12 protein-coding genes and 1 tRNA gene are annotated in these 15,306 nt (G+C 62.0%); 6 read left to right on the top strand and 7 right to left on the bottom strand.

Annotated elements, in window-relative coordinates; genetic code table 11:
• Positions 1-132 precede the first annotated feature (132 nt).
• From QJT78_RS34710 to QJT78_RS34695, 4 genes are all read right to left on the bottom strand, one after another.
• Positions 133-384, bottom strand: a complete 252-nt coding sequence (locus QJT78_RS34710) for an exodeoxyribonuclease VII small subunit (RefSeq protein WP_028148182.1) — start codon at positions 382-384, stop codon at positions 133-135.
• A gap of 68 nt (positions 385-452) precedes the next feature.
• Entirely contained in the window at positions 453-1,382 is a 930-nt protein-coding gene (locus QJT78_RS34705; RefSeq protein WP_028148181.1) for a histone deacetylase family protein, read from the bottom strand.
• A gap of 135 nt (positions 1,383-1,517) precedes the next feature.
• On the bottom strand, positions 1,518-3,176 hold the full coding sequence (locus QJT78_RS34700) for a bifunctional metallophosphatase/5'-nucleotidase (protein WP_028148180.1): 1,659 nt from the start codon (positions 3,174-3,176) through the stop codon (positions 1,518-1,520).
• A 269-nt stretch (positions 3,177-3,445) separates the two neighbouring features.
• Entirely contained in the window at positions 3,446-4,201 is a 756-nt protein-coding gene (locus QJT78_RS34695; protein ID WP_028148179.1) for an enoyl-CoA hydratase-related protein, read from the bottom strand.
• 303 nt (positions 4,202-4,504) lie between these two features.
• On the opposite strand from QJT78_RS34695, the gene QJT78_RS34690 reads away from it, so the two are divergent.
• On the top strand, positions 4,505-5,740 hold the full coding sequence (locus QJT78_RS34690) for an MFS transporter (protein ID WP_212478885.1): 1,236 nt from the start codon (positions 4,505-4,507) through the stop codon (positions 5,738-5,740).
• 231 nt (positions 5,741-5,971) lie between these two features.
• Here QJT78_RS34690 and QJT78_RS34685 read toward each other — a convergent pair whose 3' ends face one another.
• Complete coding sequence (locus QJT78_RS34685; protein WP_028148177.1) at positions 5,972-7,747, bottom strand: acyl-CoA dehydrogenase; 1,776 nt, start codon at positions 7,745-7,747, stop codon at positions 5,972-5,974.
• Positions 7,748-8,016: 269 nt separating this feature from the next.
• On the opposite strand from QJT78_RS34685, the gene QJT78_RS34680 reads away from it, so the two are divergent.
• Positions 8,017-8,091: transfer RNA gene (locus QJT78_RS34680), tRNA-Gln, on the top strand.
• A 293-nt stretch (positions 8,092-8,384) separates the two neighbouring features.
• Here QJT78_RS34680 and QJT78_RS34675 read toward each other — a convergent pair.
• Positions 8,385-9,704 (bottom strand): hypothetical protein, encoded by a 1,320-nt coding sequence (locus tag QJT78_RS34675; RefSeq protein ID WP_038944364.1) that lies wholly within the window; start codon positions 9,702-9,704, stop codon positions 8,385-8,387.
• 893 nt (positions 9,705-10,597) lie between these two features.
• Here QJT78_RS34675 and QJT78_RS34670 point away from each other — a divergent pair.
• Both QJT78_RS34670 and QJT78_RS34665 read left to right on the top strand, forming a co-directional pair.
• Positions 10,598-10,921 (top strand): DUF736 family protein, encoded by a 324-nt coding sequence (locus QJT78_RS34670; RefSeq protein WP_028154311.1) that lies wholly within the window; start codon positions 10,598-10,600, stop codon positions 10,919-10,921.
• Positions 10,922-11,453: 532 nt separating this feature from the next.
• A complete protein-coding gene (locus QJT78_RS34665) occupies positions 11,454-11,897 on the top strand; it encodes a hypothetical protein (RefSeq protein ID WP_049807850.1) in 444 nt (147 codons plus the stop codon).
• Between the two features lie 1,894 nt (positions 11,898-13,791).
• Here the strand turns inward: QJT78_RS34665 and QJT78_RS34660 are convergent.
• Entirely contained in the window at positions 13,792-14,193 is a 402-nt protein-coding gene (locus tag QJT78_RS34660; RefSeq protein WP_028154310.1) for a hypothetical protein, read from the bottom strand.
• 79 nt (positions 14,194-14,272) lie between these two features.
• Here QJT78_RS34660 and QJT78_RS34655 point away from each other — a divergent pair, with 79 nt between their 5' ends.
• Together QJT78_RS34655 and QJT78_RS34650 are read left to right on the top strand one after the other, a co-directional pair.
• On the top strand, positions 14,273-14,482 hold the full coding sequence (locus tag QJT78_RS34655) for a helix-turn-helix transcriptional regulator (protein ID WP_080586717.1): 210 nt from the start codon (positions 14,273-14,275) through the stop codon (positions 14,480-14,482).
• 527 nt (positions 14,483-15,009) lie between these two features.
• A partial coding sequence (locus tag QJT78_RS34650) for a hypothetical protein (RefSeq protein WP_281460431.1) occupies positions 15,010-15,306 on the top strand: 297 nt, incomplete at its 3' end.

The raw sequence follows: 15,306 nt of genomic DNA, 5'->3' as shown, positions 1-15,306 counted from the left end.
ACAGGCCCTGGCCGGGGGAACTTTTCGATGTCAGTGCCTGGCCGCCGAGGGCTGTAAGCCCAAACAGCGGCGTGCGATCATGAAAAACTGCAGATGGCCGATGCTTGAGGCGGGCGGCTTGAAACGGGGGCCTTACTGCACGTCGAGCGGTGCGGTGCCGGTGGCATGGCCGCTAGCATCGGTGGTGATCTTGTCGACGCGTGCCTCGGCTTGGCGCAGCAATTCCTCGCAGCGGCGCTTCAGCGCCTCGCCGCGCTCGTAGATCGTCACGGATTCCTCGAGCGGCACCTTGCCGTCCTCGAGCCGCTTCACGATGGTTTCGAGCTCCTCGATGGCGCGTTCGAAGGTGAGCCTGGAGACGTCGACTTGGGTATTTTCGGCCATATCCGTTTCCGATTGCCCGCTTCACGTGAGAAAAAGCGCAGTTTTGCGGGCGTAATGTGGCGGGTGCGTCATGCGCCCATCAGGGCGCCGACATGCGCCGTAACAGATTCTTTCAATCCTTGCAGGTCATAGCCGCCCTCGAGCACCGAAACAATGCGGCCCCCTGCGGACTTGTCGGCAAGGTCCATCAGCCTGCGCGTGACCCAGGTGTAGTCCTCCGCGCGCAAATTCAGCGAGGCCAGCGGATCGCGGTAATGCGCATCGAAGCCCGCGGAGATGACGAGAAGCTCGGGGCTGAATTTTTCGAGGCGCGGCAGGATCAGTTGCTCGAACGCGGCGCGGAATTCTGGTCCGCCGTCTTCGGAAGCGAGCGGCGCATTGACGATGGTGTCGTGGTCGCCGCGCTCGCCCTTCGCGCCGGTACCCGGAAACAGCGGCATCTGATGCGTCGAGCAGTACATCACGGTCTGATCGGACCAGAAGATGTCCTGCGTGCCGTTGCCGTGATGCACGTCGAAATCGACGATGGCGGCGCGCTGGATGCCGTATTTGCGCTGCGCATGACGCGCTGCGATCGCCGCATTGTCGAAGAAGCAGAAGCCCATCGGCTTGCCGATCTCGGCGTGATGTCCGGGCGGGCGCACCGCGACGAAGGCGTTGCGATGCTCGCCATTCATCACCGCTTCGGTCGCAGCCACTGCGCCGCCGACGCCGCGCATCACCGCTTCCCACGTGCCTGGTGACATCGAGGTGTCGCCGTCGATATAGACTTGGCCGCTGGTCGGCGCGATGTGGCGCAGCTCGGTGACGTAGTGCTCGTTGTGGCACAGCGTCACGAGATCGAGATCGCCTTCCGGTGCCAGGTCGCGCGCCAGGAACTGGAAGCGCTCCTGCGACAGCGCTTCCTCCACCGCCCGCAGGCGGTCGGGCCTTTCAGGGTGTCCCGGCGGCGTGACGTGGTCGAGGCAGGCCTTGTGGGAGAGGAGAAGCGTGCTCATCAGGTCGGCCTCACAGGGAACGGGCTCTTGACGTCGCTTGGCGCATCCCAAGCCAAAACGCAAATGCAAAACGCAATCTAGGCGCTTGGGCGGGGATGGCAAAGGGTGGTTCCGGACAAGTCCGTTTGATCCGGATCAATTCACGCGCAGGATGCGGGTGGGCGGCAGCGGACCGATCGGTCCGTGTGCCCTGAAGAAGGCGAACAGCGCGTCCGCGTCGTAGCCGCCATATTGCTGCGCTGTGCCTTGTTTGGCGGCCGTAAAACCGTCGCCGCCGACGGCGAGGTAATCGTTGAGTGTGACGCGGTAGCCGCTTCCAGGCTCGATCGGCTTGCCGTTGAGCGTCATCTTCTCAAGGCTGATTCGCTCGCCGAACGGTTTCGTCGCATCCCAGGTGTAGCTGAACCCGTTCGAGACCTGGAGAATCCGCGGGCGCTTCGGATCGAGCCATTGCTGCTCCAGCATATCCTTGAGCTGGCTGCCCGTGAGCGTCATCGTAACGAGGCGATTGCGGAACGGCTGGCTCGCGAACAGTTCGCCGAACGAGACCGCGCCGTTCTCCTTCGGGACAATGTCGGTGCGGATGCCGCCGGGATTGGTGAGCGCGATGACAGCGCTGCCATCCTTGGCGTCCTTCGTCGCGGCGAGCTGCGCGTCCGCGATGACGTCGCCGAGCGCGCTCTCGCCGGCCTCGTTCGGCACGCGCGACAGCGTCTGCGTCACCGATCCGGCCGGGCGATTCGCAATCGGTGCTGACAGCTTGTCATAGGCTTCGATCAAGGCGGTCTGTTCGGGATCCTTCGCCAGCGAGGCATTGGCGACGATGACGTTCTCGGCTTTGGCGCTGACGATGTCGCGGGTTGCAGGATCGAGCTTGAGGTCGATCGCGGTGACCAGCGTGCCGTATTTGTCGCCGCTGGTGACGAGCCGCCCGTCGATGTCGCAGACATAGGCGCGGTGGGTGTGGCCGCTGACGACGACGTCGACGGCGCGGTCGAATTTCTTGACGATGTCGACGATCGGCCCCGTAATGGCAGGGCATTCATTGTAGTCGCCCGAGGGCTCACCGCCCTGGTGGATCAGCACGACGATCGCCTCGACGCCACGCGCCTTCAGCTGCGGCACCAGCGCGTTCACCGTCTCGGCCTCGTCGCGGAATTCGAGCCCGGCAATGCCCGAGGGCGAGACGATGCCCGCGGTCTCTTTCAGGGTGAGGCCGATGAAGGCGACGGGGATGCCCTCGAACTCCCTGATCTCGTAGGGTGGCAGCACGCTTTTGCCGGTCGCGGTCTCGATGGTCGAGGCCGCGAGATAATGGAATTTGGCGCCGGTGAAGGGATGCGGCCCCTGGCAGCCGTCGACCGGATGACAGCCGCCGTTCTGCATCCGCAAGAGCTCGGTCTTGCCCTCGTCGAACTCGTGATTGCCGACCGAGGTGATCGCAAGTCCCATCATCGAGAGCGCCTCGACCGAGGGCTCGTCGTGAAACATTGCCGACAGGAATGGGCTCGCGCCGATCAGGTCGCCGGCGGCAACGAAGATCGTGTTTGTGTGCCCCTCGCGCAGCTGTTTGACCAGCGTCGCCATGTACTCCGCGCCGCCGGCCGCGACCATCACCTTCTTGCTCTTGTCCTCGGGATCCCCGATCCGGATGCCGCCCGGCGGCGGACGCAGATTGCCGTGGAAATCGTTGATCGCGAGAATGCGCAGCTCGACGGGCGCGGCGGTCTGGGCCGAGGCGGGGAGGGTGGCGAGAGCGAGTGTGAAGGCAGTCAGGCGGAAAAGATGTCGCATGGAACCAAGATTAGTCGTTCCGCGCGAAGATTTCACGAAACCTTTTGTTGAGGCGGATCGTATGCCACGCGCTCCCACCCGCCCCTTGAGGGGGCGGGTCGGTTCGCATGAAATGCGAACCGGGGCGGGGTGACAGACTATCCTGGCAAAAGGTGCGGAAGAGTTTCCGTAGACGAGTGAGAGTCCTTGTGTGGTTCACCCCACCCCGCTCGCGCTTCGCGCGAGCGACCCTCCCCCTCCAGGCGAGGGTGGAAGCCGAGTCCTTGCCCCTACCTCTTCTTCCGGTTTGCAAACGCCTTGAACGCGGCAATCGCCTCGTCCGACTTCAGCCGCTCGCCGAACAGATGGGCCTCCTGGTCGATGCGGCGGGTGAGCTCCTCGGGTGCGGCGCGCAGCAGCTTGCGCGAGGCTGCGACCGCCTCGGCCGGCAGCCGGCAGATATCGCGCGCCACCTTGCGCGCCTCGACCTCGGTATGTCCCGGCGAGACCACGGTGTTGACGAAGCCTGCCGCGTGCGCCTCCGCGGCGGTGAAAGTTCGCCCCATCACCAGCATCGCGAACGCGCGCTGGTAGCCCATCGTGTTCGGCATCAGGAGGCTGGCCGCGCCGACCGGAACGAGCCCGAGATGGATATAGGGCGCGGAGAAGGTCGCGGCGTTCGAGGCGAGCACATAGTCGCAATGAAACAGCATCACGGTGCCCATCCCGATCGAGGCGCCGTCGACGGCCGCGATGATAGGCTTGACGTTGAGGGCGAGCGAATAGAGAAATTTTGCGCCGTCCGACAGCGTCTCGGAATTCGGTTCGGCCTGCATGAAGTCGTCGATGTCGTCGCCGGCGGTGAACACGCCGGAGCCGCCGGTGATGATCATGCAGCGGATGTCGGGGTTGTTCTGCGCGGTGTCGATCGCGCGGCTCATCTCGCGATACATGTCCTGCGTGATCGCGTTCTTCTTGCTCGGACGGCGCAGGGTGATGACGCGCGTTCCGCGCTCTTCGGTGACGACGATATTGCCATTCGGCATGAGAGCCCCCTGCGGTCGCCGCGGCGCTTGCCTTTGGCGAGTCTCGCAAGCCTCAGCCTACATCATCTTGCAGGCGTGCCAATCCGCCCGCTCGACCTTTTCGAGAACGTCCCCGTGAGTCCGCCGCATGGCGCACTGTCGCTTTTCTGATCGGGAACCGCACCGCACCGGATCATGCCGGTTGAATTGCTTCGCACATGCAGTTGCGCATTGCAACAAATGGCTACAATGTTTCATTTGAAAAACCGGGGGTTGTAGGGCACGATTGCCCGATGCCGGTTCCTTTGGCTGATTGTTCGTTTGATGATTGCCGCAACAGGCGTTGACGAATCCTCGCTGAGTTATCGCGGCTGGCGCGTCGTGCTGGCCTGTTTCCTGATGGCCTTCTTCATGTTCGGCTTCGGCCTCTATGGCCAGGGCGTCTATCTCGCCGAGCTCCAGCGCGCCCATGGCTGGCCGGGCACGCTGGTCTCCGCGGCCAGCACCTTCTCGTTTCTCCTCACCTCCGTGCTCGTCATCTTCACCGACGATCTGCTCGCCCGCATCGGGCTGCGTGCGCTGATCCTGTGCGGCCTGTCGGCGCTCGGCGCTTCGACCGTGCTGCTGGCGCTGATGCAGACGCCCTGGCAGCTTTATCTCGCCTATGCGCTGATGTCGGTCGGCTGGACCGGCATGGGCACCGTGGTGATCGCCACCGTACTGAACGCCTGGTTCGAACGGCGGCGCGGGCTCGCGCTCAGCCTCGCCTTCAACGGCGCGACCTGCGGCGGCATCGTCCTCGTTCCGCTGTTGTTGTCGCTGACCGGCAGCATCGGCTTCCAGTCCGCCATGCTTGCCGCCACGATGGCGATGGTGGTGCTGGTGCTGCCGGTGGTCGTCATCTTCATCGGCTGGCCGACGCAGATGTCGCCGGCATCGGGCGGCCGTCCGTCCGCTGGCATGGCCGCGCCGGCCCATTCCCGCAAGACGCTGCTCGCCAACGCGGCGTTCTGGACCATGGTGCTGCCGATCGCGATCGCGCTGCTGGCGCAGATGGGATTCATCATCCACCAGGTGACGTTCCTCGAGCCGCTGATCGGGCGTTATGCCGCAGGCCTTGCGGTCACCATCATGGCGGCAATGGCGGTGGTCGGCCGCCTGTCGCTCGGCCTGTTCGTCGACCGGCTCGATCCGCGGCTCGCCTGCGCGGCGTCGATGACGAGCCAGGCGGCGGCGCTATTCGTGCTTATCCAAAGCACGAACCCGACCGTGCTGCTCGTCTGCTGCGCCGTCTACGGCTTCTCGATCGGCAACATGATCACGTTCCCGCCCTTGATCATCCAGCGCGAGATCGGTGCTGCCGCCTTTGCCGCCGCAATGGGATTGGGCACGTCGATCAGCGGCGTCGTCAGCGCCTTCGGCCCCGGCATCATCGGCCTCGTGCGGAGTTTCACCGGCAACTACACGAGCGCGTTTGCGATCTGCGTGATGCTCGATCTCGTGGCGGCGGGAATCGTGCTGTGGCGGCCGGGGAGAAGGGCGAAGCTCGCAGCTTCGTAGCCCATCCCACACACTCGGTGTCATCGCCCGACTTGATCGGGCGATCCAGTACGCCGAGACGTCTGTGGTTGATCGAGAGGCTGCGGCGTACTGGATTCCCCGCTTGCCGCCTACGCTGAAGCTTCGGCGCCCCTAGACTGAAGCCCCGGCGAAGCCTTGGCGTAGCCGGGTCGCGGGGAATGACAGCGGAGGGGAGGAAATGCCTCGCCTCACATCGCGGTGGCGTCCGGATTACAACAACACCGCATCCGCCGCCGCGACCGACTCCGCGCTCTCCGTCACCGTGCGCTCGAGCGCGCCGGCCTGCACCGTGATGTTCTCGGCGAAGAAGCGCGCGAGCGAGACGTAGCGCGCGGCGTCGGTGTTGCCGTCGGACTTCGCGGCGAGCGCCTCGGAGGCCAACATGCAGCCGCCGAGCGTCGAGCCGAACTGCTGCAGATACGGCGTCGCGCCGGCGAGCGCCTCGTTCGGTGCGGAGGTGACGCGCTCCAGCAGCCACTTGCTGGTGCGCGTCAGCGCCTCCAGCGCTTCGCGCAGCTTTGTACCTGTGGTGCCGAAAGCGGGATCGTTGGAGGCTTCGACCTGCTTCACGGTGGCCGAGAGCTCGTCGAGCAGCGCCCACACCGCAGCGCCGCCATTGGCCGCGAGCTTGCGGGTGACGAGATCGATCGCCTGAATGCCGTTGGTGCCCTCGTAGATCGCGGTGATGCGCGCATCGCGATAGTGCTGCGCGGCGCCGGTCTCCTCGATGAACCCCATGCCGCCGTGCACCTGCACGCCGAGATAGGCGACCTCGTTGCCGATATCGGTGGAATAGCCCTTGGCCATCGGCGTCAGCAGCGCCGCGCGGGCGGCGGCGTCCGCGCGGACCTTCGGATCCTTGGCGCGCGTGGAGACGTCGATCGCGACCGCGGTCGCATAGCAGATGGTACGTGAGGCCGCGGTCTGCGCCCGCATCCGCATCAGCATGCGCTTGACGTCCGGATGTACGAAGATCGCGTCCGAGCCGTCGCCGTTCTTGCCGATGGCGCGGCCCTGCTTGCGCTCCAGCGCATAGGCCAGCGCCTGCTGGTAGGCGCGATCGGCGACGCCGACGCCCTCCAGCCCGACGCCGAGGCGGGCCTGGTTCATCATCGTGAACATGCAGCGCATGCCCTGGTTCTCTTCGCCGACGAGGAAGCCGATCGCGCCGCCATGATCGCCCATGGTCATGGTGCAGGTGGGGGAAGCATGCATGCCGAGCTTGTGCTCGACGCCCGAGGCATAAATGTCATTGCGCGCGCCGAGCGAGCCGTCGGCATTGACCATGAACTTCGGCACGAGGAACAGCGAGATCCCCTTGGTGCCGGCGGGCGCATCGGGCAGGCGCGCCAGCACGAAATGCACGATGTTGTCGGTCATGTCGTGCTCGCCATAGGTGATGAAGATCTTCGTCCCCTTGATGCGATAGGTGCCGTCGGCCTGCTTGTCGGCGCGGGTGCGCAGCGCGCCGACGTCGGAGCCGGCCTGCGGCTCGGTCAGCTGCATCGTGCCGGTCCATTCGCCGGAGACGAGCTTTTCCAGATAGATCTTCTTCAGCTCGTCGCTGCCATGGGCGTACAGCGCCTCCATCGCCGAGGCCGTCAGCAGCGGGCAGAGGCCGAAGGCGACGTTGGAGGCGCTCCAGATCTCGGTACAGGCGGCGTTGATGGCGATCGGCAAGCCCTGGCCGCCGAAATCCTCGGGGCCGGAGACCGCGTTCCAGCCGCCCTCGGTCCAGCGCTTGTAGGCGTCCGGCCAGCCCGGCGCAGTCGTGACCTTGCCATCGCCAAGCTTGATGCCGTGCTCGTCGCCGACACGGTTGAGCGGCGCCAGCACGTCGGTTGCGAACTTGCCGGCTTCCTCCAGCACGGCGCTCACGATGTCGCCGTCGAAATCGCCGTAATGGCCGGCCTCCACGGCAGCCTTCAGGCCGGCGCCATGGTTGAGCGACAGCAGCATGTCTGAGATCGGCGCGCGGTAGGTCATGGCTCACTCCCGTGGACAGGTATTGGCGCCGTATTCCCATGAAACGGGGGAGGTCTCAACTGCCGGAACGCCGGGACCGTGCCGGCCCGGAACGGCACCCCTGCCGGGCCTATAATAAAGGGTGGCACGGCGAGCGCCGGACCCGGTCCTGGACCTCAGGTATTTTGCCCCTCCAGGCGGTTGAAATGCCGCGCCGCTCCCTATAGACCGGCTGCGACCAGCGGGAATCTGCGGTAGCCGGTTCTTCCGCCCGTTCCCTGGTCGCCTGTTGGGGCGTAGCCAAGCGGTAAGGCAGCGGATTTTGATTCCGCCATTCGGAGGTTCGATCCCTCCCGCCCCAGCCACCTCAACCCCATGAAATTGCTATTGAAAGAGCTTTGTTCTCGTGTGCTTTTTGAGCGCGTTTGGAAATTCGTTTGCCCCGTCATTTGGAAATTCTGTGCTGTTTTCGTTTCCTCCTTCGCCGATGCACGAGATGCGGCGTTAGTTGCGCGCGCCTCAACGTTCTATCGCCGACTTAGTCTGGTGGTGACTTCCGATATCAGCGCGACGCGTAAGCGCAGCGCGCGATCAGTGCGCGTTGCTTGCAGCCGGCAATGTCGAGAGCGATTGCCGCGGTAGTTGAACGTTGGACGCGTTATGAAGCGCTCTGGCGGGCCATTCCGTCGCCGCTGGTCTGATCTTGAACTACAGCTGCAGCGGTGTCTTGTTGTTCGAATTGCTTCTGTGCCAACAAATGCGCATGCCGCTTGCGAGTCGCGGCCAGCGCTCGCTGCATTGTTTCCTTGGCGTAGCCGCGATAGGCCTGCGCGGTCTTGTGCCCGGAAAGCGCACGACCTTGGCCGTCCGTAAGCTCCGCTTCCTCTAGCTCGGTCATGCCTCCGTGGCGGCATGCATCAAGCGTGAACAGCTCTGACACCCCGTCGATCTTTTTGCGCATCTGCTGCACGACCTTTTCCATGCCAGGATAAGACCAGACCTTTGCTTCGCCCTTGTGCTCCCCTCGCTCGATCCGGCGCATGATCATGGGAACACCGAGCTTTCGGAGATGGCCTAGCACATCCTCTGCTTCGGCATAGAACTTAAGGATCTCGCCATCGACCTTGTCTTCGAGCGGATGCCAAACCAACGTCTTGTTCTTGTGGTGCTCGATCCGCACCGCATGTGGCCAGCTCTTGCTTCGATAGTCTGGCCAAGTCAAAAATCCGGCGACCACATTTTCCGGCCGTTGCAACCACTCAAAGCAAATGACCGCGACAGCGGCCGGCTCAGGCCGGCCGTGCTTTATACAACCCCAGGCAAATCTGTAGACTTCGTCCCGGGTGACCGCGTGCTTCTTAGTCTTGGTGCGGCTCTTCAGTGTAAAGTCGTCCCAAGGGTTGGGATGCTTTCTATCAAACAGATCCGGGTGCAGCCGTCGCATGATGCGCCAGACCTTGCGGCAGAGCCCAACGACTTTCTCACCCTGCCGCAGCCTGAGGCCGTTCGGCCCGTTGATGATCCTGTCGTAGATCTTATCAGCGGCTCGTGGCGTAACCTCACAGATCTGCCGGTCACCGATACGGCGGCCACTCTTACCGACGGTGTCGCAAATCATCTGCATGATGCGTTCGTAATCGGGGCGCGATCGCGATGAGACCTTCTCAGTGTAGGCCTTCTCAGTTTTGTATTGCCGGAACAGCCAGTCGATCGTGCCATACCGCGCAATCTTCCCTTCCTCGATAGGCTGGCCCTTACGCCGATCGTTCCATTCATCGAACAGTGCATTGAGTGTAGCGGCGCGTCCTCCTTTGCCGTCATCGCCGCAGGCCACCTCGTAACTGGTCCCCAACGGTTCGTTGGGCATCTCGCACCCAAGTTTGCGGTAGTGTGTGGGAACGCGGAAATAAAAGCCGAGGGGATTGCGGGCGAGCCGGCGCACTTCCACGAACCGCGGGAGCGGACGCTCGAGTGTCACAAATCCTCGGCGAGGTCGCCCCGCACGAACTCCGGGGCGATCGCCCGGTCCAGATCGTCTCTCAACCACAGCTGACGCTTTCCTTCCTTTACACGTGGCTGAGGATACTCCGAACCGACGCGTTTTAGGAAGGCCTCAACAGTCGGCTCGCCGCAATAACCCGCTGCAATTGCAGCCGGCATGCGACGCGGCCAAGAGCCTGAGGGAATTAGAACTGGGCGTGACATTATGTACCAAAACAATCATCATTCAGTCAGCCGTTCAACTCCAAGCCAATCAAAGTTGCCGCATGTTGCGCCCAGCTTGAGTTACCCGCGCTATCTCGGGATGACTGATGGCTGCTAGGTCAAGTCGATCATCTTCGTGTTACCGCTTCGATCGTTGACTCTTCACTCTCACCCCAGCTCATCATCGACAGTTGAGGATCCGGCACGTTCCAGCGGGGCGAGTTGCAGAACTCCCGTACGGCATGGGCGTGGTCTCCGTGCGCACCGTCGACCCCGATGCGCCTGGCGATGAGTGGAGCGCGGATCTGTTTTGGCGACCGCTGGCCAAGGATATCGTTTGACGTCGTGCACGGTGCAACTTGAGCTATCGGAGGGCGCCACTTCCTCCGCTTATCGCTTCCGCTGCACGGACTTTCGCTTCCTACCGGAGGGACGCTTCCCTGCTCATGGCGCCACGACCTATGGCGACCGTCCCGCCGTCCGAAACCCTCGCTTGCTTCTTTCTTCCCCGCCGGCAAGCCGGCTCCTCGCGGCCGCTTCGCTGCAAAAAAGGCGCGAGCTCGGGTGCGCCGCTGCGCTTCGCCCCAAGGGTTCGGCTGCGAGCCGGCGGCCATGACGGTCTCGCCATCGCAGGGGATTGGCCCTGCGGAACGAAGGAGACAGACCATGACTGCAATCGGATTCGTTACCCGCACTGACAATGGCGGCTTCAAGGGGCAGCTCAAGACCTTGTCCGTTCGTGCGGACATTGACATCGTGCCCAACCGCGACAAGTCGGCCGACACCCAGCCAGACTTCCGTATCATCACCCAGGGCGTCGAGATTGGAGCCGGTTGGATCCGGCGCGGGGAAAGCAGTGGGAAGGACTACGTCAGCCTCTCCCTCGCGGCACCTGAGCTTGGATCCCGCAAGCTCTACGCCAATCTTGGCCGAGCGATCGGCTTGAGCGACGAGGGCGGCTTCTTCTTGATCTGGAATCCCGTGGACTAGCTCACACGCCCAGGCCCCCGCGCGTCTCGCGCGGGGGTTTTTACTTCATTCGAAACCTCGGCTTCGAGTCGCTCATACGCGCGGCTCAGGCGGCTTTTCCATGCCATGACGACGTCCACGCGCGAGCAGCGGAAGGCCGGTTTTTCTTCGATTTATGCGCCGTGGAGCGGTCTAAGGCCGCGATTTCTGGCCGTCGATTTGAAGATATTTTCGATGAAGAGAGGGGACTTGAGGGGCGCCGCCCCTCACCCCTGCAAGACCTCCTTTTGCCCTCCGGTGCAGCAAGTCGGTCGCACGTCGCAGCTCTGCTGCTCGGTGCAACCGCGTTGCGCACCATCGGGTTCGCACCCCTACGGGGCGCCAAAACAAGCTCTTGCCCCCGAAATCCCGGTCTCGCCGACGGGCAGGCGGCATGGCGGTGGCCATGCGCGCCGCGCCGACAGTCAGACGCCCTTTGAGGGCCCCGAAAGCGAGACATCACGATGGCAAAACTTACTAAGCGGAAGCAAAGGCTCACGCTCAGGCTTTGGAATTGTTAAGGAAAGACGTCCTTAGCTACGACGAGCGGGTATTCGTGCTGGACAACTGGCACGAGGGTGCAAACCACATCAGCACATCGGCCGGTGCCTTCTTTACTCCCACAGGTCTTGCCAGAGACTTTGCAATTGACGCCTGTGGCGGCCGGACGATCGACCTCTGCGCAGGCATAGGGATGCTGGCATTTCATGTTTTCTGGCGGGCGCACTATGCGCGTGAACGAGACGAACCGCCGAAGGAAATCGTCTGCATCGAGTGCAATCCTGCCTATGTCGAGGTGGGTCGGAAGGTGTTGCCCGAAGCTAGGTGGATCTGCGCCGATGTGTTGGATTTCGACTTGGCAAGTCTTGGGCGCTTCAACAAGCGCGATTGCAAATCCACCGTTCGGCGCGACGCCGAGGACCGGAAATGGGCCGTGCTACACCGGCCGGTCGTTTGAGTTTCATGTGATCGATCTTGCCTCGGACATTGCCGATTATGGCGCTTTCATCATCCCGCAAATGTCCGCGCCCTTCGGGTATAGCGGCGTCCAGTGCTACCGTGAGCGTAAGACCGCCGACTTTCTAACGTTCGCTGAACAGACCGGAATTCATCTGGAGGCAGGGTGCGGCGTAGACTGCGCCTACTATCGCGATGCCTGGAAAGGTGTGCGCCCAACGTCGAAATTGTCTGTGCGAACTTTGAAGACATGTTCCGTAAATAGGTTCGCTCAACGTCCGATCCCGAGGCTGAGCTGCGCTCCATCTGGACCGAAAAGGGGCTGCCCCCAGGACGGCAGGATGCCCTAATTGCCATGATTGAGGCCAAAGCGCAGGTCACTTTTGGGAGTGATGAGCACCCAATTCAAGCCGACTTGTTTGGCCGCACCAGCCGTTGCACGCCCAAGCATTGACGCGCGCGAGTAGGCCTTTTTGATCGAGATTGATCAGTGCGGATCGGACTGCCAAGCCTGATCTGTTCGGTCGCACGGCGCGCTGAGCCGTCGCGCGCATCACTACAAATGTCAGTCGGCGAACCTGCGTTTGTTGGGGCGCGAGTTTTTCGTTTCAGCGCCGCCTTGGCCTGAGCTGTCTAGTCGGGCATGCCTCTGTTCGCGTCAATCTGAAATACTTTTCTCAGCGAGAAGGCGCGGCTCGTTCGACCGCGACCGAGCCTCAACACCTCCTATTTCCATCGAAAATCGCACGTAAGCCGAGCGTATTTCGCGCCGATTTTGAAGGCCACTCGACGGCTTTTTGCTGCGATCGGGCCGCAGAAAATCAGGCCATCGATCTAACATTTGCAACAAAATTGGCAGTTCGAAGCGTTCAATTGATCGCTTCGGCGCCCGATGGGTGGTCCGATTTTTCGTTGTTTTGCCAGGCCGCCTAGCAATAAAAATGCGCATCGCGTGCCAGGAATCTTTGCTTCTTGCGATGCTTCGCGGTGTCGGTGCAAAGTCTGGCTACTGCAGAGAAAAGAAGCGTCAGCACGTGAGTGTGAGAAGGGGGCGAATGGCAAGATAAAAGCACTGTCGCCGAAGGGCGGCTAAGTGGTTGTCCGCACATCCAAGATTTGGCGCTCTCTAACTCTCCACTGTTTCCGCGCTCGACCCAACGCTATAGCCTTTCTGCGCAATTGTGTCTGCGTCCTGTCGGCCGCCCGTCGACTTCACATATCGTCGACTCGCTCAATGTCGGATGCGGGCAATGCGAGAGATCGAAGACGAATTTGAAGTGAAGCTCGGACGGATAGGCGTTTGCAGAGCCAGGAGGGCCCACCTGCCATCTGCGAGGCGCGTGGCGGGAAACGGTCAAGGCTGGCGCCAGTGCGAGGACAGGTTCTTCACTTTGTGTTGGTGGATCATCCGCGGTCACGCCTTAGGGACAGTGCTGGCCGAGCGCGGATGTCCAGGCTAACGCGTGCCGCAGCCAAAGGCCGTGTCGCTGCGGACTAAGACAGTTGGCACTGGTGTAGTGCGAGCTCGCCTGCGACACGTCCGGCGCGACGCATCACACACGAGGACACGCCAGGGGAGCTATACGAGGCAAGTAGTGACCGCGCTGATGGCAAGCCCGATGCCGGACGCAGCGCCAGCGATCGCCACCAGTTCCGGTTTAGCGTAGGGCGGAGCGCCGCGCGGAGCTGACGGACCTGCAACTCATGCCGCAGCTGGAGCAGGATCTCGGAACCAGGCTCGACGCCAATTATTTCAACGCCGGACCATCCCCATACACACATCGTCCTGTGCGGCAACGATCAGGTTATCGCACGCGACTATATCGCTGATGGCTTTCGGGTCTATTGTACAAGATCGTCATCTGGTGATTGATAGGAGTTCCACTAATGGGGAGCTATGCCCTCTGTGCGAGTGCCGTCCTTACATGTTCGATGGATGCCTCCAGCGATCTCAAGAGCCCGCTCAATTCACTTGTCGGTAGCTCCTCTAGCCGAAGGTTGTCGCTGTCGACGGTCTGTGAAACCAGACGATCAATTGAGGTGGTCGAACGAGGCCGCTCCAAAACCAATCCAGATGACCCGAAGATTTGGGACACGATTTCGCCGGAAGGACTAATCGTAGTGACCAGCTCGAGGCTGCCTACGATTTCCTGTTCGAGTACTTCAACGGGAAGTTCAACACTCGCCAAGATAAAGTCCGCCCCGTCAGCCCGATAGCCAACGCAGAGGATCCGCCCGTCGATTACGGAGACCTGCTCGACGAACGGTTTGGCCGACAGGGTTCGCGCATTGGTCATCTAAAACATCTCAACGAGGTACAAACAATACCTAGTATACTAGGTGGAGATCAAGTGACGTTTGAGGCCGTCTTGCCGCATGAAGTTGCGGCGGGTGGTAGCCCAAAATCTTCGGCGCCTACGACGGAAGAGCAGCCTTTCCCAGGAGGAATTGGCTGATCGTGCTGGCCTGAATCGCAACTACATTGGAATGATCGAACGCGAGGAAAATTCACCGACCGTTGACGCTCTTGAACAAATTTCGGAAGCGCTTGGGATTGATCCTGTCGTCTTGTTTCAGGACCGATAGTTATGGGGGAGTATCCCCATGGTCAGGGCTCAAACATCCGGCCGGCTGGCTGCTCACCTTTTACGGCCGAGCGCCTTTCCTTTGTTTGGTCTTTCATTCAGCCGCCGCGCTGCGGGGGGGGGCGAACCCTAGCGAGCCGCCAAATCCTCTCACTCTCCGCAAGCAAGCATGCATAGACAACGGAGACGATGCGTTCCGCCGCGGCCCGCCGGCGCTAGGCCGGATAGTTTTGGCGGTGTGGATAATGGCTTTCTAGGACGTGATTCTTATTGAACCTATTGATCCAATTGGATGTTGGTGGACGCCAGAACCCTGATTATCAATCTAAAAAAGTCGTTTCCTGAATGATCGACGAACCTGTCGACCGACCTCAGCAGGCCGCCACTTCGTCGATCGTCACGCACAAGCTGCGCGACCCGCCCCTCGCGCACGATGTCCTTGATGGGTAGTCAACCATACTCGTCATAGGAACATCGTCGCGGCGGGCGTGTTGTGACCGGCCACTAAGGAGGAACAAGAAATTTCTTATGTTTCTGACGGGGGGTTCGCTACTGGCCGGTCCGTCGTTCGCGCAAAATCCGCCGGCGACGGATCGGCCGAATAACAACGCGGTTAACAGCGCGGGCCAGAACAATTCCGAGAAGCCGGTTTCGGGCGCCAACAGTTTCACCGAGGGTCAGGCCAAATCGAAGATCGAGGAAGCTGGCTACAGCAACGTCACATCCCTGAAGAAGGACGACAACGGCGTTTGGCGCGGAAAGGCCAGCAAAGGCGGTGCCTCGACCAATGTCAGTCTGGATTTCCAGGGCAACGTGAACGCGGCC

Source organism: Bradyrhizobium sp. Mp27 (assembly GCF_029953005.1).
GTDB lineage: Bacteria > Pseudomonadota > Alphaproteobacteria > Rhizobiales > Xanthobacteraceae > Bradyrhizobium > Bradyrhizobium barranii.
The sequence above is the reverse complement of the archived record's forward strand: the minus strand, read 5'-3'. Positions and strand labels throughout refer to the sequence as shown.